The 23,430-nt window shown below is 66.2% G+C and carries 24 protein-coding genes and 1 pseudogene; 7 read left to right on the top strand and 18 right to left on the bottom strand.

The window, feature by feature from the left end:
- Nucleotides 1-4 precede the first annotated feature (4 nt).
- Together CSC94_RS11010 and CSC94_RS11005 are read left to right on the top strand one after the other, a co-directional pair.
- Entirely contained in the window at nt 5-661 is a 657-nt protein-coding gene (locus CSC94_RS11010) for a ribonuclease HII (protein ID WP_099306487.1), read from the top strand.
- Nucleotides 662-715: 54 nt separating this feature from the next.
- Nucleotides 716-1,083, top strand: a pseudogene (locus tag CSC94_RS11005) (ribonuclease HII); the annotation flags it as partial.
- Nucleotides 1,084-1,243: 160 nt separating this feature from the next.
- Here CSC94_RS11005 and CSC94_RS11000 read toward each other — a convergent pair.
- From CSC94_RS11000 to CSC94_RS10960, 9 genes are all read right to left on the bottom strand, one after another.
- On the bottom strand, nt 1,244-1,735 hold the full coding sequence (locus CSC94_RS11000; protein WP_099306391.1) for a F0F1 ATP synthase subunit B: 492 nt from the start codon (nt 1,733-1,735) through the stop codon (nt 1,244-1,246).
- Nucleotides 1,736-1,747: 12 nt separating this feature from the next.
- Complete coding sequence (locus CSC94_RS10995) at nt 1,748-2,338, bottom strand: F0F1 ATP synthase subunit B (protein WP_099306390.1); 591 nt, start codon at nt 2,336-2,338, stop codon at nt 1,748-1,750.
- A gap of 83 nt (nt 2,339-2,421) precedes the next feature.
- Entirely contained in the window at nt 2,422-2,646 is a 225-nt protein-coding gene (locus CSC94_RS10990; protein ID WP_099306389.1) for a F0F1 ATP synthase subunit C, read from the bottom strand.
- 73 nt (nt 2,647-2,719) lie between these two features.
- Complete coding sequence (locus tag CSC94_RS10985) at nt 2,720-3,481, bottom strand: F0F1 ATP synthase subunit A (RefSeq protein WP_099306388.1); 762 nt, start codon at nt 3,479-3,481, stop codon at nt 2,720-2,722.
- Nucleotides 3,482-3,562: 81 nt separating this feature from the next.
- Nucleotides 3,563-3,955: an AtpZ/AtpI family protein gene (locus CSC94_RS10980; RefSeq protein WP_099306387.1), complete on the bottom strand. Its 393-nt coding sequence runs from the start codon at nt 3,953-3,955 to the stop codon at nt 3,563-3,565.
- A gap of 274 nt (nt 3,956-4,229) precedes the next feature.
- Nucleotides 4,230-5,411 (bottom strand): cell wall hydrolase, encoded by a 1,182-nt coding sequence (locus tag CSC94_RS10975; protein ID WP_099306386.1) that lies wholly within the window; start codon nt 5,409-5,411, stop codon nt 4,230-4,232.
- A gap of 180 nt (nt 5,412-5,591) precedes the next feature.
- Nucleotides 5,592-7,034 carry a ribosome biogenesis GTPase Der gene (gene der, locus CSC94_RS10970; RefSeq protein WP_099306385.1) on the bottom strand — a complete coding sequence of 481 codons (1,443 nt, stop codon included), beginning with the start codon at nt 7,032-7,034 and terminating at the stop codon, nt 5,592-5,594.
- A 17-nt stretch (nt 7,035-7,051) separates the two neighbouring features.
- Nucleotides 7,052-7,717 (bottom strand): tetratricopeptide repeat protein, encoded by a 666-nt coding sequence (locus CSC94_RS10965; protein ID WP_099306384.1) that lies wholly within the window; start codon nt 7,715-7,717, stop codon nt 7,052-7,054.
- A gap of 136 nt (nt 7,718-7,853) precedes the next feature.
- A complete protein-coding gene (locus CSC94_RS10960; RefSeq protein WP_099306383.1) occupies nt 7,854-8,429 on the bottom strand; it encodes an NnrU family protein in 576 nt (191 codons plus the stop codon).
- Nucleotides 8,430-8,513: 84 nt separating this feature from the next.
- Between CSC94_RS10960 and CSC94_RS10955 the strand changes: the two genes are divergently transcribed.
- Nucleotides 8,514-8,849, top strand: coding sequence for a TraR/DksA family transcriptional regulator (locus tag CSC94_RS10955; protein ID WP_099306382.1), 336 nt, complete (start codon nt 8,514-8,516; stop codon nt 8,847-8,849).
- A 111-nt stretch (nt 8,850-8,960) separates the two neighbouring features.
- The gene (locus CSC94_RS10950; RefSeq protein ID WP_099306381.1) at nt 8,961-9,950 is read left to right on the top strand and encodes a polysaccharide deacetylase family protein; all 990 of its coding nucleotides are present in this window, start codon (nt 8,961-8,963) and stop codon (nt 9,948-9,950) included.
- A gap of 10 nt (nt 9,951-9,960) precedes the next feature.
- Here the strand turns inward: CSC94_RS10950 and CSC94_RS10945 are convergent, their stop codons facing one another.
- A complete protein-coding gene (locus CSC94_RS10945) occupies nt 9,961-11,130 on the bottom strand; it encodes a YbfB/YjiJ family MFS transporter (protein WP_099306380.1) in 1,170 nt (389 codons plus the stop codon).
- A gap of 173 nt (nt 11,131-11,303) precedes the next feature.
- On the opposite strand from CSC94_RS10945, the gene CSC94_RS10940 reads away from it, so the two are divergent.
- Nucleotides 11,304-11,714 carry an MAPEG family protein gene (locus tag CSC94_RS10940; RefSeq protein WP_099306379.1) on the top strand — a complete coding sequence of 137 codons (411 nt, stop codon included), beginning with the start codon at nt 11,304-11,306 and terminating at the stop codon, nt 11,712-11,714.
- A gap of 54 nt (nt 11,715-11,768) precedes the next feature.
- Here CSC94_RS10940 and CSC94_RS10935 read toward each other — a convergent pair whose 3' ends face one another.
- Nucleotides 11,769-13,388 carry a BCCT family transporter gene (locus CSC94_RS10935; RefSeq protein ID WP_099306378.1) on the bottom strand — a complete coding sequence of 540 codons (1,620 nt, stop codon included), beginning with the start codon at nt 13,386-13,388 and terminating at the stop codon, nt 11,769-11,771.
- A gap of 298 nt (nt 13,389-13,686) precedes the next feature.
- On the opposite strand from CSC94_RS10935, the gene CSC94_RS10930 reads away from it, so the two are divergent.
- Both CSC94_RS10930 and CSC94_RS10925 read left to right on the top strand, forming a co-directional pair.
- Complete coding sequence (locus tag CSC94_RS10930; protein WP_099306377.1) at nt 13,687-14,787, top strand: YeeE/YedE family protein; 1,101 nt, start codon at nt 13,687-13,689, stop codon at nt 14,785-14,787.
- A 99-nt stretch (nt 14,788-14,886) separates the two neighbouring features.
- The gene (locus CSC94_RS10925; protein WP_133122871.1) at nt 14,887-15,129 is read left to right on the top strand and encodes a hypothetical protein; all 243 of its coding nucleotides are present in this window, start codon (nt 14,887-14,889) and stop codon (nt 15,127-15,129) included.
- 10 nt (nt 15,130-15,139) lie between these two features.
- On the opposite strand, the gene CSC94_RS10920 is transcribed toward CSC94_RS10925, so the two are convergent.
- From CSC94_RS10920 to fdhF, 7 genes are all read right to left on the bottom strand, one after another.
- The gene (locus CSC94_RS10920) at nt 15,140-16,489 is read right to left on the bottom strand and encodes a flavin monoamine oxidase family protein (protein ID WP_099306375.1); all 1,350 of its coding nucleotides are present in this window, start codon (nt 16,487-16,489) and stop codon (nt 15,140-15,142) included.
- Nucleotides 16,490-16,528: 39 nt separating this feature from the next.
- A complete protein-coding gene (locus CSC94_RS10915; protein ID WP_099306374.1) occupies nt 16,529-17,290 on the bottom strand; it encodes an ABC transporter permease in 762 nt (253 codons plus the stop codon).
- The gene (locus CSC94_RS10910; RefSeq protein WP_099306373.1) at nt 17,287-18,213 is read right to left on the bottom strand and encodes an ABC transporter ATP-binding protein; all 927 of its coding nucleotides are present in this window, start codon (nt 18,211-18,213) and stop codon (nt 17,287-17,289) included. The genes CSC94_RS10915 and CSC94_RS10910 overlap by 4 nt, the downstream gene beginning before the upstream one ends.
- 100 nt (nt 18,214-18,313) lie before the next feature.
- Complete coding sequence (locus CSC94_RS10905) at nt 18,314-19,435, bottom strand: fumarylacetoacetate hydrolase family protein (RefSeq protein WP_099306372.1); 1,122 nt, start codon at nt 19,433-19,435, stop codon at nt 18,314-18,316.
- A gap of 95 nt (nt 19,436-19,530) precedes the next feature.
- Nucleotides 19,531-19,749, bottom strand: coding sequence for a formate dehydrogenase subunit delta (locus tag CSC94_RS10900; RefSeq protein WP_099306371.1), 219 nt, complete (start codon nt 19,747-19,749; stop codon nt 19,531-19,533).
- Entirely contained in the window at nt 19,739-20,551 is an 813-nt protein-coding gene (gene fdhD, locus CSC94_RS10895; protein WP_099306370.1) for a formate dehydrogenase accessory sulfurtransferase FdhD, read from the bottom strand. The genes CSC94_RS10900 and fdhD overlap by 11 nt, the downstream gene beginning before the upstream one ends.
- A gap of 1 nt (nt 20,552) precedes the next feature.
- Nucleotides 20,553-23,423, bottom strand: a complete 2,871-nt coding sequence (fdhF, locus tag CSC94_RS10890) for a formate dehydrogenase subunit alpha (RefSeq protein ID WP_099306369.1) — start codon at nt 23,421-23,423, stop codon at nt 20,553-20,555.
- Nucleotides 23,424-23,430 lie beyond the last annotated feature (7 nt).

The raw sequence follows: 23,430 nt of genomic DNA, 5'->3' as shown, positions 1-23,430 counted from the left end.
GCTCATGGCTCGCACCTCCTCCGATTCCCCGCTTCTTTTCGACATGATCCCACCCCTGCCGGATTTCACGGTGGAGACTGGCCTGATCCGCGACGGACTGGGTCCGGTCGCCGGGCTGGACGAGGCCGGGCGCGGCCCACTCGCCGGCCCCGTCGTGGCGGCCGCCGTCGTTCTGGACCCGGCTGACCTACCGGAAGGCCTGGACGATTCCAAGCGCCTGAAGGCCGGCCAACGCGAAGCCCTGATGCAGGACATCCTTGCCCGGGCCATCGCAACCTCCATCGTTTCGGTATGTGCCGAATCCATCGACCGGACGGACATCCGCAAGGCCAGCCTGTCCGCGATGACGCGGGCCGTCCGCGCACTCTCCGTCACGCCCGGCTACGCGCTCGCTGACGGGCGCGATGTTCCCCCGGGACTGCCCTGCCCGGCCCGGGCCCTGGTCAAGGGCGACCAGCGCTCGATGTCGATTGCCGCCGCGTCCATCCTTGCCAAGGTGACGCGCGACCGGATGATGGCGCGGGCCTGCCCGTCGCATCCGGTCTACGGTTTTTCCATCCATTCCGGCTACGCGACCAGGCGTCACCGCGACGCGATCACGGCCCATGGCGGCGTCGTGCGCCTGCACCGTTTCAGTTTCGCGCCGCTCAAGCCGCGCTGACGCCATCTGTCCTATCGGCAGCAAATGCCGGCACCGGCCGGCGGAGGCCACACGGCGTCACGCGGGGCGGACCGGACGGACATCCGCAAGGCCAGCCTGTCCGCGATGACGCGGGCCGTCCGCGCACCCTCCGTCACGCCCGGCTACGCGCTCGCCGACGGGCGCGATGTTCCGCCGGGACTGCCCTGCCCGGCCCGGGCCCTGGTCAAGGGCGACCAGCGCTCGATGTCGATTGCCGCCGCGTCCATCCTTGCCAAGGTGACGCGCGACCGGATGATGGCGCGGACCTGCCCGTCGCATCCGGTCTACGGTTTTTCCATCCATGCCGGCTACGCGACCAGGCGTCACCGCGACGCGATCACGGCCCATGGCGGCGTCTTGCGCTGCACCGTTTCAGCTTCGCGCCGCTCAAGCCACGCTGACGGCATCTGTCCTGTCGACAGCAGATGGCGGCGCCGGCCAGCGGAGGCCACATGGCGTCACGCGGGGCGGACGGTTCCCGGTTTCCGTCATCCCTTGCCACAAAGAAAAAGGCGCCGCGGACAGGCCGCGGCGCCTTCAATGCCTACGATGCAGGACCGGTCAGTTCATGCGGTCCTTGACCTCGGCGAGCGAGTCCTTGAACAGCTTGCCGGCCGTTGCCGCGTCGACCTTTCCGGCCAGCACGGTGCGGGTCGCCTCGACGGCGAGATCGACCGCAGAGGAACGAACCTCGTTGATCGCGTCGCGCTCGGCCTGGGCGATCTTCTGCTCGGCCACGGCGGTACGACGGGTCACGTATTCATCGGCCTTCTGCTTGGCTTCGGCCTTGAGAAGCTCGGCGTCACGCTTGGCGGCAGAGACGATGTCGGCCGCCTCTTCCTCGGCTTCCTTGCGCTTGCGCTGGTATTCGGCCAGCACCTGCTGGGCTTCCTCGCGCAACTTGCGGGCCTCGTCGAGATCGTTGCGGATCTTGTCGGCGCGCGCGTCGAGCGACTTGGCCAGCGTCGAAGGCACCTTCAGCCAGAGCAGGATGCCGATGAAGATGAACAGGGCGACCGTCGCCCAGACGGATGCGAGGGATGTGGCGTCCATGGGCCTTGGTCCTTATCCGTTGACAGACTTGACCGCCGCGGCGATCTCGGTCTTCGTGGCCTTGCCGACCAGTTGCTCGACGAGCGTCATCGCGGTCTCCTCGGCGATGGCGCCAACGTCCTTCATGGCGTCTGCCTTGATCGCGGCAATGCGCGATTCGGCGTCGGCCAGTTTCTTGTCGAGCGCTGCCTCGGTTTCCTTGCGTTCGGCATCCGCCTCGGCCTTGGCCGCGTCACGGGCTTCCTGCCCGATCTGGTTCGCCTTGGCGCGGGCATCGGCCAGTTCCTGCTCGTAGGCAGCAATGGCCTCGTCGGCTTCCTGCTTCATGCGGGCGGCCTGGTCGAGATCCTGGGCGATCCGGTCATGACGGACTTCCAGGATCCCGGCGATGCGCGGAACCACGGCATTCTTCAGGAAGAGGTAGAAAAGGCCGAAAGTAATGGCCAGCCACAGGATCTGCGACGGGAAGGTCGCGGAATCGAAGGGCGGGAACATGGCCGAATGCCCGTCGCCATGCGGCACGCCGGTCTCGGTATGTGTTTCTCCGGCCGCGGCGTTGTGGGTTTCCCCTTCCGAGGCCGCAAAAGCGGTGGTAACGAACATGGTCTTTTCCCTGAAGGTCGGGCCGGCCGCAGGCCCTCAAGCCAGGCGGCCGGCAGGTTCTCGATTACCCGGTGACGGGAAAATCAGCCGAACAGGGCCAGCAGGGCGATGAGCAGCGAGAAGATGCCCAGAGCTTCCGTCACGGCGAAGCCGAAGATCAGGCGGCCGAACTGGCCGTCAGCGGCAGACGGGTTGCGCAGGGCGCCCGCCAGGTAGTTGCCGAAAATGGTGCCGAGGCCAATGCCCGCGCCGCCCATGCCGAGGCAAGCGATACCGGCGCCGATGTACTTTGCTGCTTCCGCGTCCATAGTAAAACTCCTTGTTGGATCGATCTGATGCGGTTTGCTTGACTGGCGGGCATGGCCCGCCGGTGAATGTTTCCTAGTGGCTCGGGTGCAGAGCGTCGTTGAGGTACATGCAGGTGAGCACCGCAAAGACGTAGGCCTGCAGGAAGGCCACCAGCAGTTCGAGGCCCGTCAGCGCCACGGCCATGAAGAGCGGCAGGATCGCACCGGCGAAACCGATGCCCCCCATGGCGCCGAGCGACACGACGAAGCCGGCGAAGACCTTGAGCGTGATGTGGCCGGCCAGCATGTTGGCGAAAAGACGGACGGAGAGGCTGACCGGACGCGAGAGGAACGAAACGATCTCGATCGCGACAACCAGCGGCATCAGCAGGCCGGGCACGCCCGACGGCACGAAGAGCTTCAGGAACTTCAGCCCGTGCTTCATGAAGCCGTAAATGACGACCGTCAGGATGACCAGCATCGCCAGCGCAAAGGTGACGATGATGTGGGAGGTGACGGTGAAGAAATAGGGGAACAGGCCGATCAGGTTGGCCACGAGGACGAACATGAAGATCGAGAAGACCAGCGGGAAGAACTTCATGCCGTGGGTGCCGGCGGCATCGCGCAGCATGTTGGCCACGAATTCATAGGCCATCTCGGAGACCGACTGCATCCGGCTCGGCACGAGGCCGCGGCTCGACGTGGTCAGCACCAGGAAAGCGCCGGTCAGAACGACGACGATCACCATGAAAAGGGCCGAATTGGTGAAAGAGAAATCAAGTCCGCCGATCTGGAGATCGATCAGCTTGTTGATGTGAAACTGGTGGATCGGATCGACCTTGTTCGGATCAGCCACGTCACGTAACCCCGTTATCGCCGGCGCGGCATCCCGCACCCGTTTCGAAACCTCTGCACCCGTTTCCGGACGCCAAAACCCTCACTTTTCGCGGTCTCCCGTGCCGCCGCCCTGCTGGCCGAACTCGGCCATCTGGCCGGTTGCCCGCATGACATTCACGACACCGGCCGCGAAGCCCAGCAGCAGAAAGACGATGAGCCCCCATGGCGACGTGCCGGCCCACTTGTCCAGCACCCAACCGATGGCGACTCCCACGATCACCGCCGCGACGAACTCGCTCGACAACCGCACCGCATTGGCCCAGCCGGACTTGTTGTTCCGGGCCCAGGCCGCTTCCTTCTCCTGCTCCGCCGTCCGCCGGCTTGCGAGTTTCTCGTCAAGCTGGCGCAGGCGGTTTTCCAGACCATTGTCGCGGGCGGATTGTCCGCCGGTCTTGCCGGGCTGGCCTTCGCTATCGCCGTGATCTGCAGCCATGGCTCCTGCGCGCTCCCGTCAGGCCAGACCGGTATCGGCCGCCCGCTTCAAAGTCGCGCGCACCATAGTGACGCGCCCCCCGCCCGTCAAGACGGCTTGCGCAGCGCAAAACGATTGAAATTATCCAATATTATCAATTGGATGGAGTTTCGCCAACCAGGTCATAGCACGGAAGTTGTAAGCCGGGAGGTGCGAATCCGTTGCGGCATTGCCTGAAATGACGAAAGGGCGCGGCCGTGCCGCGCCCTTTTCACGGGTTTTGAAGCCCGGATTCTCAGCTCCAGCCGCCACCATAGGTGCGGTAGAAGATGTGGCGGCCAATCTGCTTCATCTTCTTCATCGTGCGCGCCCAGCGCGGATGTACGTAGGTCGCATGGTAATGGGTCGAGGATCCGACGCCCGGCAGCCAGATGCGGCCGGCGGTCACCGCCATGGCCACTTCCTTGGCCGTGGTCCAGTGGGCAGGACTGGCGATTCGGTCGCGGATGCCGTCGCAGGCAAAGGAGAACTGGCAGCGGTTGCGCCAGGTTTCGTTCTGGTAGACGACGCCGCAGATGGTGTTCGGGTAGTCGGGATTGCGCACGCGGTTGAGAATCACCTGGGCAACGGCGGCCTGGCCCTTCACGGGCTCGCCGCGCGCCTCGAAATAGACGCCGGCGGCCAGGCACTGCTGTTCGCGGTCGGAGAAGGCGGCGGCCGGCAGCGGGCTCTTGGCCCAGTCGTGGTCGTCGCGCGCGACGGGCGGAACGAAACGCCCGGCCTTTTTCGTCTCGTCCTTCAGGAGGCTGGCGAAGGGCGACTGGCGGGCATAGTCGGGCTTGGCCGGCGCATAGGCGGCGGCCAGGATGTCCGGCGTGTCATTGTTGACGAGCGCGGCGATGGAGACCGGCAGATCCGGCGCGACCTTCTTCTCCTTCATGGTGAAGAAGGTGGAGGCCAGGCGCAGTTCGTTGCCGGCGATCTCGGTCTTGATGAAAGCCATCTTCGCGCCGGTGTCGATGGTTGGGCGCAAGAGCGAGGAGGTGCGCTCGTTGACCGAGCCGGCGTTGAAGGATTTCGGCGGGGCCACGGGTGCGACCTTGACCAGGCGGCCCTGCTTTTCCGACCGGTTGATGCGCAGTTCGTCCGGTGTTTCGGGCGCCTTGCCGCCCTTGCCGCGAAATGCCACGTCACCGATGCCCCTGGCCCTCAGTCCCGCGCCCGAAATCGAGCCGGTGACGACGTCGTCGTTGGCGAAGGGCATCTCGGCGGCATGGGTGGAGCCGGCGACCGACTTCTCCACGACCGCGCTCCAACGTGCCTTGCCGCTCTCCAGCCCGGAGACGAATGCGGTGACATCCTGCTGGGCCCCGATCACCGGAAAGGCGATCCAGGCGGCAAGCCCGAGAACGAGCGGCGTGAGAAGTGACTGGTGGCGATGCGCAGCACGGGCGCTGACGGAACGGGAACGTCGCAAGGCTGGACTCCGGAAACGCGTACAAACTCAACTGCGCATGACAATGATGGATTAACCTTGATAGGCCGTTAATACCGGCAAGAAAGTGACGCGGCACGAAAAAGGCCCGCCTCCGGCGCCGCCCGTGCAATGGGCAGGGCCGGGGAGACGGGCCTTCTGACGGTTCGCAGACCGGTGGCGCTATTTCCGCTTCTTCGCCTTCGAAGCGTAGGGATTGTCCGGCGCGCGCAGGGCGATACGGATCGGCACGCCCGGCATGGAGAAGCTCTCGCGCAGGGCGTTGGTCAGGTAGCGCACGTAGGATGTCGGCATGGCATCGGGGCGCGAGCAGGAAACGACGAAGCCCGGCGGACGCGTCTTCACCTGGGTGATGTACTTGATCTTCAGCCGGCGCCCGGCCACGGCCGGCGGCGGGTGGCGCGTCAGCACGCCTTCCAGCCAGCGGTTGAGCCGGCCGGTGGAGACGCGGGTGTTCCAGATGCGGTGGGTCAGCGCGATGGCTTCCATCAGCCGGTCCAGGCCCTTGCCGGATTCGGCGGAAATCGTCACGGCGCGAATACCACGCACCTGGGGCAGCAGGCGTTCCGTCTTTTCGCGCAACTCGGCCAGCAGTTCCTGCTTGTTGTCCACCAGGTCCCACTTGTTGAAGGCGATGACGGGCGCCCTGCCCTCGCGGATGATTAGGTCCGCGATCTGCAGGTCCTGCTTCTCGAAGGGGATCGTGACGTCGAGCACGATCACCACCACCTCGGCGAAGCGGACAGCGCGAAGGCCGTCGGCCACGGAGAGCTTTTCCAGCTTTTCCTGGACCTTCGCCTTGCGGCGCATGCCGGCCGTGTCGAAAAGGCGGATGCGGCGGCCCTGCCATTCCCAGTCGACCGAGATGGAATCGCGCGTGATGCCGGCTTCCGGACCGGTCAGCAGGCGCTCCTCGCCGATCAGGGCGTTGATGAGCGTCGACTTGCCGGCATTGGGACGACCGACCACGGCGATCTTGAGCGGCCTGGTCTCGTCGTAGGCCGGCACGTCCTCGGCATCGGGATCCTCGATGTCGTCGCCGATCAGCCCGTCGCGCGCAGGGGCGGCCTCGAGCGCCTTTTCCACGGCGTCCTCGGCAAAGGCGCGGTCCTCGCCAATCGCTTCGATCATCGCCTCGCGGAGGTCCGGGAGGCCCTGGCCATGTTCGGCCGAGATCGGGCAAGGCTCGCCGAGCCCCAGCTCCCAGGCTTCGAGCATGCCGCCGAGGGCATCGCGGGCCTCGGCCTTGTTGGCCACGAGAACCGACGGCTTGCCCGCGCGCCGCACCAGGTCGGCAAACGTGCGATCGGCCGGCATGATGCCGGACTTGGAATCGATGACGAAGAGAATGAGATCGGCCTCGTCCATGGCCGTTTCGGTCTGGGCGCGCATGCGCCCTTCCAGCGTGGCGGGCCCCGCCTCTTCCAGGCCGGCGGTGTCGATGACATCGAACTTGAGATCGTAGAGCCGCGCGGCATGGATACGCCGGTCGCGCGTCACGCCCGGCGTGTCATCGACGAGGGCGAGCTTCTGGCCCGCCAGCCGGTTGAAGAGCGTGGACTTGCCGACATTGGGGCGGCCGATGATCGCGACGGTGAATCCCATGACGGCGGGCCGGTTCGTCAGGAGGTCTCGCCGGAACCGGCGATCAGTTCGGACATCATCTGCGCACGCTGACGCAGGTTGCCCGGCGCCTGCTGGTCGGCCGCGATCTGCTGGAAAAGCTTCAGGGCGTCGGCGGCATCGCCCTTCTTCCAGGCAGATAGGCCCAGCGCCTCGCGGGCGGAATGGCGCAGATCGTTGCTGTCGGCGGACAGCGGTTCGGCGCGCCGGGCGACATCCTCGTAGGAGCCGTGGTCGACGAGCAGGAAGGCGGCACGCAGGGCGGCCATGTCGCGGATCGACTGCGGCACGCCGGTGTCGGCGGCAACGGCGTCGAAGGACGCCACGGCATCATCGACCTTGCCGTCCTGCGCCAGCAGGGTGGCGGCGCGCATGCGGGCCAGCAGCGGGTAGGATCCGTAGCCGTCGGCCTCCAGCGCCTCGAGCGCCTTCATGGCGTCGTCCGACTTGCCCTCCTGGGCCATGGTCAGCGCGGCAAGGAAGCGATCGCCGGAGGCATTGGCCTTGCTCTCGACATACCAGACATAGCCACGCCAGGCGGCCGTGGCGGCAACGACGACCACGACCACCGTGATGATGAGCGTTCCGAAACGGTCCCAGATCGCCTTGAGCTGGTCCTGTCGGAGTTCCTCGTTGACTTCGCGAATGAAGCTGTCGTCGGACATGGCGCGGTTCAAACCTGTCGAAAGAAGCGCAGGGCCCCCGTCCTGGACGCGGTACCCTGCCGGAAAAACTGCCGCGTTTTAGCGGATTTTGACGCCCATGTAAGGGGGCCTGTGGCGATTTTGCGGCAAACGGGCTTCAGCCGGTGGTCAGCGGCACCACCCCGAAGAGCCAGAAATGCAGTTTCCAGACGAAGAGCCCGTAGAGAACGAGGCCCAGCACGATGGTGGCGACGTCCCAGGTGGCCGGACCTGCGACGGGCGTCGGTGCGGCCCGGCGCTTGAGCGAGATGCGGTCGAGGACGGCCCAGGCCAGGAAGCTGCCGAAGAGGATGACCGAGGCCAGGTCTCCATTGATCAGCAGGTGAGCGAAGGCCCAGATCTTGACCGCCACCAGCATGGGATGCTTGAGCGCGGCCTTGATCCGCCCGGCCGGAAGCATGTAGGCGGCCAGCGCGATCATGGCGAAGAGCATGAGCAGCGCGGTGATGTGCCCGACCCAGAAGGGCGGCGCCCAGAGCACGGGCGCCGTCCAGCGCGCCTGGCCGAAGCCCCAGACGAGGAGCACGAAACCGATCAGCGAAGTGGCCGAGTAGAGCCCTTTCCAAGGCCCCTCGCCCATGGATGCCTTGCGTGCCTCGGCCCAGGCCGGGGCAAAGATGCGCACGGAATGGACACCGAGGAACACGACGAGCCCCAGGATCAGGTAAAGCATGGAAGTCCCCTCCGCTTGTCTTGTCATTGCGCCCGCCTGCCGGACACCTTGCGTCCTATCTAGTGGAACCGTAGCCTGAGTTCCATGACCATCGACCTGGAAAAAGCCCGCGAACGGCTGGATGCGAGAAAAGCCGAGATCGAGGAGCAGTCGCTCCTCGCGTCCGACGCCCGGCAGCCGGTCGAACTGGACCAGCAGTCGGTCGGTCGGCTGAGCCGGATGGACGCCATGCAGCAGCAGGCCCTGGCGCAGGCGGCCGAGCGGGCACGCCAGCGGGACCTGACCCGAATCGAACTGGCCGAACGGCGGCTGCGCGAGGGCGACTACGGCTGGTGCAGCGAATGCGGCGAGGAAATTCCCGATGGCCGGCTGGCCATTGACCCCATGGCGGAGAAATGCGTGGCCTGCGCCGGCCGGTGACCGCGTTCCGGCATTCGGCCTCGCGCTCTCATCCTCGCCATATTTGGCGGCGAACGTGATGGGGTGCATCTTCCGGTGCAACCTTTCCCGTTTCAGCCGCGTTCAAGGTCCATGCGTTTTTCTTCCCGCCTTCCCGCCCTCCTCGCCCTTTCGCTCGCTGCCGTGGTTCCGGCCCTTGCTGCGGACCGGACCCGGCCGGTCCAGGAAGTGGTGATTTCCTTCGACGGGGCGCATGACAATGCCCAGTGGGACCGCGCCCTGGCGCTCGGCGAGCGGACGGGTGCGCGGTTCACCTTTTTTCTCTCCTGCACCTTTCTGCTGACGCCTGAGACGAAATCGCATTACGTGGCGCCGCACCACGGCGAGGCCGCCTCCAACGTGGGATTCGGCCAGTCGGCGGACGAGGTCCGCACCCGCCTCGGCCATATTCTTGCGGCATGGCGGGCCGGGCACGAGATCGCCAGCCACGGCTGCGGCCACTTCGACGGCAAGGACTGGACACGGGCCGACTGGGAGCAGGAGTTCGACAGCTTCGCCGACATCCTGAAGAACACCTGGCGGATCAACGGCTTCGGGCCGGCACCGGATGGCTGGTCGGAGATGGCGGCCGGCGTGATCGGCTTCCGGGCGCCCTACCTCTCGACCAGTGCCGCGCTGTTTGCCGCCGAGAAGGCCAGGGGCTATGCCTACGATGCCTCGACGGTGGGCCGAGATCCGCAGCCTGCGGCGAGGAAGCACGGCCTCTGGTCCATGCCTTTGCCGATGATCCCGGAAGGACCGAAGCAGAAACGCATCATCGCGATGGATTACAACTGGTTCGCGCGCCATTCCGGCGCGAAGGAAGACCCGGCCAATGGTGCGGCCTATGAGGAACGGGCCTACGACGCGCTGATGGGCGAGTTCGACCGCGCCTACCACGGCAACCGCAAGCCGGTGCAGGCCGGTTTCCACTTCACGCTGATGAACGGCGGTGCCTACTGGCGCGCGCTGGAACGCTTCGCGACCGAGGTCTGCGCCAGGCCGGACGTGGCCTGCCACCCCATCCGCGCCCACATCGCCCAATTCACCGGCGATTCGCCGGTGGCGGGCCTGCGCTACTGATACAGGCGGATCAGCGGACCTTGCCGGCGCTCAGCGCCGCAACAGCCGCCAGCAGGAGCACGGCCGAGGCTCCCAGCGAGGGCGCGGTGAAACTGCCGGTCCAGTCGGCGAGGTAGCCGGCGAGAAGCGGGCCGATGATCTGTCCGGTGCCGAAGACCGCCGTCAGCAACGCCAGGGCGCGGCGCGGGGCCGCACCGGCCATGGCGCGGCCGGCCTGCAGCCCGAAGGCAGTGATGGCGACGAAGGTGCCGCCCAGCAGGACGCCCCCCAGCAGCGGGCCCGCATAGCCACCCATGGACACCGAGGCGCCGACGCCGACGGCCTCGACCAGGCAACCGACAGCGTAGGTCGTGGTCAGGCCGATGCGGCGCTGCACGAAGCCCCAGGCCCAGACCGACGGCGCGGCCGCGAGACCGGTGGCCAGCCAGACAGCGGATTCGAACAGCGGACCGCCTTCGCCCTGGCGAACGATGGCGACGAGAAAGGTGGCGGTGACGATGTAGCCGGCACCGAACAGCCCGTAGGCCAGCGCGATTCGCACCAGCGGGGCCGTCCAGACAAGGCGAGGCTCGGGGGCCGGCCTTGCCGCCGATTTCGGCACACCCTCGATCAGCATGGCCACGGCCGCGAGCGCCACGACGGAGACGGCAGCGGCGGCCAGCCAGCTCTCGCGCCAGCCATGACCGGCCAGGAACACGGCGCCGGTGATCAGCGCGGACAGGCTGATGCCGGTGCCGACACCGCCGAAATGCAGGGCCTGGACGCCCGGCCGGCCGGCGCTGGCGGCCTTGCCGAGCACGATGGCCGACAGGAAGACCATGAGGTAGGCGCTGGCGACACCGGCCAGGAAACGGACGATCAGGAAGGCGACCAGGCTGTCCGAGACCGCCATGGCGCCACACAGCACGGCCGAGGCGGCCAGCGCCGACAGCGCGATGGTGCGTTCGCGGCCCTGGCTGCCGCCACCGGCCGCCATCAGCGCTCCGGCCAGGTAGCCGAGATAATTGGCAGAGGCGATCAGCCCGGCGTCGGAAGCCGACAGGCCGAGCGAATCCATCATCGAGGGCAGGATGGGCGTATAGACGAAGCGGCCGATGCCCATGGCGGCAGCCATACCGGCCAGTCCGCCAAAGCCATATGCCAGGATCGGCCGACGGCCGGGAATTGTCGTCGCGGTCATGCGGCGGCTTTAGCAGCAAGACGCCCCTTTGCACAAATGCACTTTTTTGATGTGTTGCATCAGCGCAGGGAGCTGTTTGCCGATTGCGCGGGACCGGCCGCATCGCGATGATCCGCGCAACCACGGGCACGTAAAGCCCGATACCGCCCCGCGCCAGACAGAGGACCTTCCCGATGACGACGACCGCCCTTGCCGCGACCGGATTCTACGCCGCGCTCAATGCCCTTGTCCTGCTGGCCCTGACGGCGGCGACCGGACGGCACCGGGTGCGGGTGCGAATCATGATGGGGGATGGCGGCGACCCGCACCTGATCCGGCTGCTCAGGGGCCATGCCAACGCCATCGAGGCGATCCCCATGTTCTTCGTCATGCTGGGCGTGGCCGCGCTGCTGGGCGCCCCGGCGCTGGCCATCCATGCCCTGGGCCTGCCATTCACCATCGGGCGCGGGCTGCATGCCCTGCACTTCATCCAGGCCGACGCACCGGCCTGGCAGCGCAGCATCGGCTTCGGCCTTTCCTTCCTGGCCTTCCTGGTGCTGACGATCGGCCTTCTCGTCCACACGGTCTTCCTGCTTCCGGGCTGAACGGAAAAAGGCGGCGCCGGACAGCGCCGCCTCATCCCTGTTTTGCACGCCCGATCAGGTTCGCGGTTCGCTCTGCAGGCCCTTCACGATGGCCACGCACATGAGCAACAGCACGAGGGTGAACGGCAGGCCGGTGGAAATCACCATGGCCTGGAGCGCGGCGAGGCCGCCGCCAAGCAGCAGGACGATGGCGACGGCGCCCTCGAACGTGGCCCAGAACACGCGCTGCGGCACCGGCGCATCGACCTTGCCGCCAGCGGTGATGGTGTCGATGACGAGCGAGCCGGAGTCGGACGAGGTGACAAAGAAGACGATCACCAGGACAATGCCGATCACCGAAGTGATGGACGACAGCGGCAGGCCTTCCAGCATGGCGAAGAGCGACAGCGGCGGGTTGTAGTTGTCGATCACGTTCTGCTTGACCATGCTCGCCGCCGGATCGGACAGCACCTGGTCGATGGCGACGCCGCCGAACACGGCCATCCAGAGCACGCAGACGATGCTCGGAATGATCAGCACGCAGGTGATGAACTCGCGCACCGTCCGGCCGCGGCTGACACGCGCGATGAACATGCCGACGAAGGGCGACCAGGAGATCCACCAGGCCCAGTAGAACGCCGTCCAGCCCTCGCGGTAACTGTCATCGGTACGGCCGAAGGGATTGGACAGCGGCACCAGGTCGCGCACGTAGGCAACCATGCCCTGGCCGAAATCGGTGAGGATCATCATCGTCGGCCCGACGAAGAGCACGAAGAGCAGAAGCAGCGCGGCAATGCCCATGTTGATCTCGGACAGGAGCTTCACGCCGCCATCGAGGCCGCGCAGGACCGAGAACAGGGCAATGCTGGTGATGAAGGTGATCAGGAGCACCTGCACCGTCGTGTTGTTGGGAATGCCGAAGACGTGCTCGAGACCGGCATTGGCCTGCTGCGCACCGAAGCCCAGCGAGGTTGCCAGGCCGAACAGGGTGGCAAAGACGGCCAGCGTGTCGATGATATGGCCCGTCCAGCCCCAGACCCGGTCGCCGAAGATCGGGAAGAAGGCGGAGCGGATGGTCAGCGGCAGCCCCTTGTTGAAGGTGAAGAGGGCCAGTGCCAGGGCAACGATGGCGTAAATTGCCCAGGGATGCAGGCCCCAATGGTAGATCGTTGCCGCCAGCCCCATTTCCTTGGCGGCCTCGACATTGGCCGCGATCACCGATCCGTCCTCGGCGAAGGGCGACGGGGTGCCAAGCGGCTGCGATACGGCCATGTGATAGACCGGCTCCAGCACACCGAAGAACATCAGGCCGATGCCCATGCCCGCCGCGAACAGCATGGCGAACCAGCCGGTGTAGCTGTATTCGGGCACCGCGTCCGGCCCGCCAAGGCGCACCTTGCCCCAGGGGCTGACGATGAGAAACAGGCAGAACAACACGAAGATGTTGGCTGCAAGGAGGAAAAACCAGTCGAATGTGCTGGTGAGCCAGGGCCGCATCGCGCCGAAGACGGCGGCGGCCTGTTCCTGGAAGGCCAGGGCATAGAAGACGAAAGCGACGATCGCGAGGCCGGAGATCAGGAAGACCGGGTTGTGAATGTCGAAGCCGAATGGCCCGAGTTGTCCCTCGATGTTGTCCTGACCGATTTCATAGTCCGTTTCCACCGGATTGGCGGCTTCAGGCATGACGTCTGTCATGTAATCCCCTCCCCATTTCATCATCGTTTGCCGGCTGGTGAGCCTGCGCGCCACTGGCCAGCCCGAGCTCGAAGCCTGACGTCATCTTCCCGACCATGGCCTCCTGCCCGCGACACGCGTCCCTGCAACCCTGTCGTGTTTGCGACAAAAGATCACACAACGCCAATGCGCGACGGCAGGCCTGGTTCCATCCTGCCGGGAAAAAAGCGCGAAGACCCTCGGTTTTGATTTCAATCAACACCGAGGCCCTCGATACATGCGATTTGTGCTATTCATTTTCTCGAACCGGAGTGGGGCGATGGATTTCATCTCGCTTGCCGATCGCTACGGCGAACCGGCACTGGCCACGGCGGGTGCGCTGGCCATCGGCTTTCTTTTCGGCGCCTTCGCGCAGAAGAGCCGGTTCTGCCTGCGCGCCGCGACGGTGGATTTCGCGCGTGGCCACATCACGTCTAAGGTGGCCGTCTGGCTGCTCGTCTTCGCCATGGCGCTGATCGGAACGCAGTTGCTGTCGCTTGTCGGTGACGTCAACCTGAAAGAAGCGCGGCAGCTTGCATCGCCGCAGTCGGTTTCCGGCGCGGCCATCGGCGGCCTCCTGTTCGGCACCGGCATGATCATGGCGCGCGGCTGCGCCTCGCGCCTCCTGGTGCTGTCGGCGACGGGAAACCTTCGGGCGCTGCTGTCGGGCCTCGTCTTCGCCGTTGTGGCACAGGCCAGCCTGCACGGCTTCCTGTCACCGCTGCGCAACTGGATTGCCGGCGGCATGACCAGCAACGCCATCGGCGGCAATGACCTCTTGGAGCGTTTCGGCACCTCGACAGGCGGCGCCATCGCCTTTTCCGCGATCTGGCTGGCTGCCGGCCTGTGGTTTGCCTGGCGCGAGCGCACCCGTCTTCTCGTTGCCGTCACGGCGGTGCTGACAGGGCTGATGGTGCCCGCCGCCTGGTGGTACACGGCGCAGCTTTCGGCGGTCGCCTTCGAGCCCGTCCAGATGACGAGCCTCACCTTTACCGGGCCTTCCGCCAAGACGCTGATGTTCTTCCTCGAAGCGAGCAAGCTCGATTTCGACGTCGGCCTGGTGCCAGGCGTGTTCCTGGGCTCGTTCACGGCCGCCTTCGTTTCGCGCGAACTGAAGATCCAGGGCTGGCAGGACGGATACTCGATGCGCCGCTACATTCTCGGGGCCGCGCTCATGGGCTTCGGCGGCATGCTTGCCGGCGGCTGCGCGGTGGGCGCGGGCGTGACCGGCGGCTCGGTCTTCGCACTGACCGCCTGGGTGACGCTCGGGGCAATGTGGCTGTCGGCCGGCATCACCGACCGGGTGCTTGACTACCGGCGAGAGACAGCCATGCCGGCCACCCGGACCGATACGGCGGCCCCCGCCATGCTGGGAACATGAGCGGTCGTTAACACTTCCGATACCAGGGCGGGAAAATGCTCCCTCTCGCAGGCCGGTGCGATTCGCTTCCGGCCAGGAGAGAATCAGGAGTCCCGCCCCGTGTTGCCAGTCGCCGACGAGTCCAGCCCGCGTTCCCGTATCCAGGTCGTCACCACGCCGCCGCTGGCGCCCGACGATCTTCCGCCGCTTGCCGGGGACCTGCTGCCGGAGGACTTCCTGTTCGATGCCGAGGATCTCGACGGCGAGAGCTGCCCGCCCGACATGATCGTGGAGCGCGGCGACCGGACCGCCTGGGTCTACGACCACGGCGGGATCGCCGACATTCTCTTCGTCAGGGCCTGAGCCGGACACGTCATCGGGAGAGGATGGCCTTGGCCACGCGGCGGCCCGACATCACTGCGCCATGTGCCGTGCCATAGGAATCCGGTGCCGCAGCCTCGCCGGCAAACCACAGTCGGCCGTCCCATTCGGAACCGAACAGTGCCTTGCGCGACGCCGGACCGGATCCGACAGCATTATAGCTGTAGCTGCCATGGCAGAAGGGATCCTGTGACCACCGGGTGACCTGAACCGCCCGAGGCGCAGGAAAGGCGTTGCCGAACATGGCGCGCAGCGCATCATGGGCAGCCGCTGCCGTTGCCCTGTCATCCAGCGTTTCCAGCCTGCGCGCATCGTCGCCGGCATGAAAGCCGAGCAGGACAGGCGCGCCGAGCGACCTTGCCAGGGACACCCATTCCGCCCATTGGCCAGGTACCGGGGCCATCCATTGGATCCAGTCCACATCCTCGGGCCAGGATATCCTGTCAAAACGCAGCAAGCACTTGTTCAGCAAGCCCATTTCAAGTGCACCTATAGCCGCGCGTCGCGCCGGTGCCAGGTTTTCCGCAAAGTCGATCCTGCCCTGTTTGAGAACCCCGAGCGGCACGGTGCAAATCACGAGGTCGGCTGGGATTTGAACGCCTTCGGCCAGCCGGATATGGCCGGGGGCGATCTCGCTCACCTCCTGGCCCAAGCGGATGTCGAGCCCTTCAGCCAACAGGGTCGTTATCTGGTCGAAGCCGCCTGGCAGCAGCGCATCGCCGCCCTCGAACACGACTCCGTCATCGCCATACCAAGCGGACAGAAGACGGGCCGGGCCGCCATACTCCTGCTCCAAGGTTGCGTTGACGATGTGCCGGACCTTCGTGCGTTCCGCCGGTGACGCCTTGCGCCAGTCCGACGAGGCCTCGAGCGCTTCGAGCACGGAGATGTCAGCCTCGCGGTTTTCAGCCGCTTTCAATGCGCGGCGAAGAATGCGTGCAGCGGCCGCATCATCGGTATCGGCCGCACCGCCATCCGGTCCGATCTCAATGGCAGCGTCATAACTGGTCTCGACGAGACGCGCGCCGGCCTCGCCGGCCAGCGCCGTCAGCGGATTGCCTTTCGTGCCGTGGATCCAGCTTGCGCCGAGATCCATGGGCATGTCCGGCCAGAGGCGCGAGGTATGGATGCGCCCGCCAATGCGGTCCCTGCCTTCCAGGACGATGACGTCGAAGCCGCCAGCCAGAAGGCTCCGGGCCGCGGAAAGGCCGGCCAGGCCAGCGCCGACGACAACGACCCTGCCCCTGCCAGCGTTTGCCCGTCTCGGTCCGATGGCAAGGCTTGCGGCGGCCAGCGCAAGCAGGCCGCGTCGTGTAACCGGAATATCTGCCGGGTCTTTCATCGTTCCGTCAATTCCATGGCCCCCGCCCAAACAGGCCTGTCACGCTCGCAGCCGCCAGCCTGTCCGGAAGATCAGCCAGATAATGGCGAGGCAAAGCGACATGAAGGCGAGGATTGCCAGCAGGCTGGCCGCGACCGGCACGTCGGACAGGCCGAAGAAGGCCCAGCGGAAGCCCGAGATCAGGTAGACGACCGGGTTGAACAGCGACACGGTGCGCCAGAACGGCGGCAGCATGGTGATGGAATAGAAGCTGCCGCCCAGGAAGACGAGCGGCGAGATGATGAGCAGCGGCACCAGCTGCAATTGTTCGAAGTTCGCCGCCCAGATGCCGATGATGAAGCCCAGCAGGGCAAAGCTGACGCAGGTCGCCACCAGGAAAGCGAGGGCCCAGACCGGATGGGCGACCGGCAGGTCGACGAAGAGATGGGCCGTGGCGAAAATGATCATGCCGATGATGAAGGACTTGGTCGCCGCCGCCCCGACGTAGCCGATGACGATCTCGATGAAGGACACCGGTGCGGACAGGAGTTCGTAGACCGTGCCGATGAACTTCGGAAAATAGATGCCGAAGGCGGCATTGGTGACCGACTGCTGGAGGACGGTCAGCATGATCAGGCCCGGCACAATGAACGCGCCATAGTCCACCCCGTCGACCTGCTGGATTCGCGAGCCGATGGCCGCGCCGAAGACGATGAAATAGAGCGCGGTCGACAGGACCGGCGAAATGATGGACTGCAGCAGCGTGCGCGCCGTGCGGGCCATCTCGAAACGATAGATGGCAAGGATCGCGGTGAGGTTCATGCCGTCTCCTTGACCAGCCCGACGAAGATTTCCTCCAGCGAGCTCTGGCGCGTATCGATGTCGGTTACGGTGAGACCGGCCGCCGCCAGGTCGTTGAGCAGTTGGGTGATGCCGGTCCGCCCGGCCGTGCTGTCGAAGGGGTAGACAAGCCTGCAGCCATCGCCGGTCAGCGCCAGGTCATGGCCCGACAGGGCCGGCGGCAGGCTCGCCAGGGGCGTGGCGAGCGTCAGCGTCAGCTCCTTGCGGCCCATCTCCTTGAGCAGGGCGTCCTTGTCCTCGACCAGGAGGATGCGACCGTCGTTGATGACGCCGACACGGTCCGCCATGGCCTCGGCTTCCTCGATGTAATGGGTCGTCAGGATGATGGTGGCACCGTCGGCCTGAAGCTGGCGCACAATATCCCACATGCCCTTGCGCAGCTCGACGTCGACACCGGCGGTCGGCTCGTCCAGGAAAATGACGCGCGGTTCATGCGACAGCGCCTTGGCGATCAGGACACGGCGTTTCATGCCGCCCGACAGCGCCTTCGTCGGCGTGTCGCGCTTGTCCCAAAGCGACAGGCTGGTGAGCACCTTCTCGATATAGGCGTCGTCGCGCTTCTTGCCGAACAGCCCGCGCGTCAGGCGGACCGTGGACATGACCGTCTCGAACGGTTCCAGCGCCACTTCCTGCGGCACAAGGCCGATCATGGAGCGCGCCGCGCGGTAATCGGCCATAATATCGTGACCGCCGACGCGCACGCTGCCCGACGTCGGCGTGACGATGCCGCAGACGACCGAGATCAGGGTCGTCTTGCCGGCGCCATTCGGCCCCAGGAGCGCCAGGATCTCGCCATCGCGGATCGACAGGTCGACCCCCTTGAGAGCTTCGAAACCGCCCTCGTAGACCTTGCGCAGGTTTTCGACTTCGACGATGGCGTTCATGGCCCGTCCTGTTTTCCGGTTTGGTTCGACGCGCAACAGATGGGGCGGGGCGTGCGATTGGGAAGGGCAAGGCCTGCAAGAGGCCCTGCCCGTTCACCCGTCACAGGAGGCCACGCCCGGCCAGGTTCCGCATCAGGGCCGCGGCGCCGAAGGTCCAGGGCGCGCATTCAGTGGACAGGCGCACCGTATTCTCCAGCCTTCCCAGCCCCGGGCAGGCAATGGTGACGCGGTCGCCCAGCTTGTGGGTGAATCCCTGGCCGGGGTGATCACGGTCCTCCGTCGGGGCGAAGAGCGTGCCGAGGAAGAGCATGAAGCCATCAGGGTACTGGTGGTGGCGGCCGATCGTCTGGGCAACGAGGTTTTCCGGGTCGCGGCTGATCTCGCGCATGGAGGAATGGCCGTTCAGCACGAAACCGTCCTCGCCTTCCACCGTCAGCGTGAGTTCGGCACGTCGGACGTCATCAAGCGAGAAGGTGGAGTCGAAGAGGCGGATCATCGGCCCGATCGAACAGGAGGCATTGTTGTCCTTGGCCTTGGACAGAAGCAGCGCCGAGCGGCCCTCCACGTCGCGCAGGTTGACGTCATTGCCGAGCGTCGCGCCGCGGATACGGCCCTGGCTGTCGACGGCGAGGACGACTTCCGGTTCCGGGTTGTTCCAGCGCGACACGGGGTGCAGGCCGACCTCCGCGCCGTGGCCGACGGATGACAGCACCTGTGCCTTGGAGAAGACCTCGGCATCCGGGCCGATGCCCACTTCCAGGTATTGCGACCAGACGCCGAGCGCGATCAGTTCCTGCTTCACCCTGGCCGCCTGCTCGGACCCGGCGACGATGTTGTCCAGCGTATCGCCGATCTTCTCGGAAATGCGGGCGCGGATGGCCTGGGCCTTGTCCGGATCGCCGGCGGCCTGCTCCTCGATCACGCGCTCGACCATCGAGCGGGCAAAGGTCACGCCGCAGGCCTTCACCGTCTGCAAGTCGCAGGGGGCGAGCAGGCGGGCGCCGTGTTCCGGCAGGTTTTCAAGCGGGGCAATCGCCTCGCCCGGTGCCTCGCGCACGTAGGCGGCGGCATCGTCGAACTCGAGGATGTCGCGGGTGGTCGGTGCCGCGCGCGACGTTATGTCGGTGACGACGCCATCGCGCAGGGTGACAACGGCGGGGCCGACGCCTTCACGCCAAACGCGGCCGAGCCACAAACCCTTCAATTCATTGCTGTCCAGCATCGCGTCGCTCCCGGCGTGTCGACCATCTCCCAAGGGCCGGGACGCTAGCGGCAAGCTGGCGCGGCGTCCAGTTTGAACGCCTGCTTTTCCAAGGCTTATGCCGAGACAGGGCGCACCTTCGCCGACGCCTCGCGGACCAGCGGGTCGAACAGGTCGGGCTCCTGCTCGAGGAGATCGAAGAACTGGGTGCGCATGCGCGGCTCCCAGAAGTCGCTGAGATGGTTAGCGATTCCCTCCACGGCCTCGTCATGCGGGCGAGTGTGGAAGAAGGTTGCAATCTGGTTGGCCATGCGGGCGAGCTTGTCAGGCGACATGCGGCAGGGCTCCCTCCTTGATGCGGTCCGGATGGGTGAAAATCTCGAATTCCTCGCCGCGCGCAATGGCGACGAGCGTGATGTTGGCGCGTTCGGCCATCTCGACGGCCAAAAGTGTCGGCGCCGAAATGGCAATCAGGACGCCGCATCCCGCGGCCGCGGCCTTCTGGATCAGTTCGATGGACACGCGGCTGCTGGTGACGATGGCCCCCGCGCCCATGCCGTCCGCGCCGGCCATGGCGCCGACCAGCTTGTCGAGGGCGTTGTGACGGCCAACGTCCTCGCGGATGGCGACGAGGCCACGGCCCGGGACGAAAAAGCCCGCGCCATGGACGGAGCGGGTGAGCTGGTTGAGCGACTGGGCGTGCGCGAGAACGCTGCAGGCCTCGGCGATATCCAGCGGCCGCAGCCGCGCCGTTGCCGCCACCTTCGGCGGTTCACGCAGCGCAGCGTCGATGCTTTCCAGCCCGCACATGCCGCAGCCGACCGGGCCGGCCATGGCCCGGCGGCGAGCCGCCAGCCGGTCACCGGCATCCGTGGCAAGGCGCACCTGTACATCGAAGCCGCGGGCATCCTCCAGCACGGCCACAGCCTCGATATCCGCGACGGACGCCGCGATGCCCTCGGACAAGGAAAAGCCGACGGCCAGGTCTTCGAGGTCCGCCGGGGTCGCCATCAGCACGGCATGGGACACGCCGTTGTAGCTGATGGCGACTGCCGCTTCGGCCGCCAGTTCCCGCGACGCCGTCTCATAGCGCCCGAGACGCCATGCCTGCGTCGGGATCCGGCGGGCGGACTTCATGCTATTCCGCCGCCTCGATGCGCCGCGACCGCTCGGAGAAGTCCTCGTAGGTCTGCTGCCACTCGGTCGGCCCGTTCGACGGCGAGACCTGCACCGCCGTCACCTTGTATTCGGGGCAGTTCGTCGCCCAATCGGAATAATCGGTGGTGATGACGTTGGCTTGCGTGCCCGGGTGGTGGAACGTGGTGTAGACGACGCCGGGCGCGACGCGATCGGTGATCTCGGCGCGCAGGCTGGTCTCGCCCGAACGGCTGGCCAGCTTGATCCAGTCGCCATCCTTGATACCGCGCTGCTCGGCGTCATGCGGGTGGATTTCCAGCCGGTCCTCGCCATGCCAGACCGTGTTGGCCGTGCGCCGCGTCTGCGCGCCGACATTGTACTGGCTGAGGATGCGCCCTGTCGTCAGCAGCAGCGGGAAGCGCGGGCCGGTCTTCTCGTCGGTGGCGACGTAATCGGTGCGGATGAAGCGGCCCTTGCCGCGCACGAAGCCGTCCACGTGCATGACCGGCGAGCCATCCGGCGTCCTGTCGTTGCACGGCCACTGCACGGAGCCGCGCTCTTCCAGCAGGTCGTAGGTGACATTGGCGAAGCTCGGCGTGGTCGCCGCGATTTCCGCCATGATCTCCGCCGGATGGGTATAGGCCCAGCCGCCGCCCATGGCATTGGCGAGCATCTGCGTGACTTCCCAGTCGGCGTAGCCGTTGCGCGGTGCCATGACCCTGCGCACGCGGTTGATGCGACGCTCGGCATTGGTGAAGGTGCCGTCCTTCTCCAGGAAGGTGGAACCGGGCAGGAAGACGTGGGCGTAGTTCGCGGTCTCGTTCAGGAAGAGATCGTGGACGATCACGCATTCCATGGCGGCAAGGCCGGCGGAGACATGCTTGGTATCCGGATCGGACTGGAGGATGTCCTCGCCCTGGATGTAGATGCCCTTGAACGTGCCGTCGACAGCGGCATCCAGCATGTTGGGAATGCGCAGGCCCGGCTCGTCGGAGATCGAGACGTTCCACATGTCCTCGAAGATCTGGCGCACGTCGGCGTTCTTCACGTGCCGGTAGCCCGGCAGTTCATGCGGGAAGGACCCCATGTCGCATGAACCCTGCACGTTGTTCTGGCCGCGCAGCGGGTTCACGCCGACGCCCGGCCGGCCGATGTTGCCGGTCAGCATGGCCAGGTTGGCGATGCCGATGACCGTCGTGGACCCCTGGCTGTGCTCGGTGACGCCGAGGCCGTAGTAGATCGCGCCATTGCCGCCGCGGGCATAGAGGCGGGCGGCGGCGCGAAGCTCGGCTGCCGGAACGCCGGTCAGGCCTTCCACCGCTTCCGGGCTGTTCGCCGGATCGGCAACGAATTCGGCGTAATCCTGGAACTCGTCCCAGTCGCAGCGCTCGCGGATGAAGGCCTCGTCGAACAGGCCCTCGGTCACGATAACGTGGGCGAGCGCCGTGACCACGGCGACATTCGTGCCGGGCTTCAGGGCGAGGTGATGGGCGGCTCGGATGTGCGGCGACTTGACGAGATCGATGCGGCGCGGATCGATGACGATCAGCTTTGCGCCCTGGCGAAGACGCTTCTTCAGGCGCGAGGCAAAGACCGGATGCCCGTCGGTCGGGTTGGCGCCCATGACGATGACGACATCAGTGTGCTCCACGCTGTCGAAATCCTGGGTGCCGGCCGAGGTGCCGAAGGTCTGGCCGAGACCGTAGCCCGTCGGCGAGTGGCAGACGCGGGCGCAGGTGTCGGTGTTGTTGTTACCGAAGACCGCGCGGGTGAGCTTCTGCACGAGGAAGGTCTCCTCGTTGGTACAGCGCGACGAGGTGATGACGCCGATGGACTCCTTGCCATGCTTTTCCTGCAGCGCGCGCAGGCGGGACCCGGCGAAAGTGAGCGCCTCGCCCCAGGAGACCTCGCGCCACGGCTCGTCGATGCTGTCGCGGATCATCGGGTTGAGGATGCGATCCTTGTGATTGGCATAGCCCCAGGCGAACCGGCCCTTGACGCAGGAATGGCCGCGGTTGGCCTTGCCATCCTTCCACGGCACCATGCGGACGAGTTCGTCGCCGCGCATCTCGGCCTTGAACGAGCAGCCGACGCCGCAATAGGCGCAGGTGGTGACGACGGACCGTTCCGGCGTGCCGATCTCGATGACCGATTTTTCCTGCAGCGTCGCCGTCGGGCAGGCCTGGACGCAGGCGCCGCAGGAGACGCATTCCGATTCCAGGAAGGCCTCGTGCATGCCGGCGGAGACGCGGCTTTCGAAGCCCCTGCCCTCGATGGTCAGCGCGAAGGTGCCCTGCACTTCCTCGCAGGCGCGCACGCAGCGCGAGCAGACGATGCACTTGGACGGATCATAGGTGAAATAGGGATTGGACTCGTCCTTCGGCATCCAGCGCATGTTGATGTCGCCGGCATTGTCGCGGGCCTTGACGTGGTTGTCGCCCTCGTAACCGTAGCGCACGTCGCGCAGGCCGACCGCTCCGGCCATGTCCTGCAGTTCGCAGTCGCCATTGGCCGCGCAGGTCAGGCAGTCGAGCGGGTGGTCGGAAATGTAGAGCTCCATCACGCCCTTGCGCAACTGCTTCAGCCGGCCGGTCTGGGTGTGGACGACCATGCCGTCGGTGGCCGGCAGCGTGCAGGAAGACGGCGTGCCATTGCGTCCCTCCACTTCCACGAGGCAGAGCCGGCAGGACCCGAAGGCATCGACCATGTCGGTCGCGCAGAGCTTCGGGATCTGGATGCCGGCTTCCATGGAGGCGCGCATGACGGAGGTGCCCTCGGGCACCGTCACCTCGAAACCGTCAATGGTCAGCGTGACCTGTTTCCCGGATTTCGATGCGGGCGTTCCGTAGTCGATTTCGTGGACCAGTCCCATGGGTCAG

This window comes from Zhengella mangrovi (assembly GCF_002727065.1).
GTDB lineage: Bacteria > Pseudomonadota > Alphaproteobacteria > Rhizobiales > Rhizobiaceae > Zhengella > Zhengella mangrovi.
Note: the sequence above shows the minus strand (reverse complement) of the source record. Positions and strands in the feature narration are given on the sequence as shown.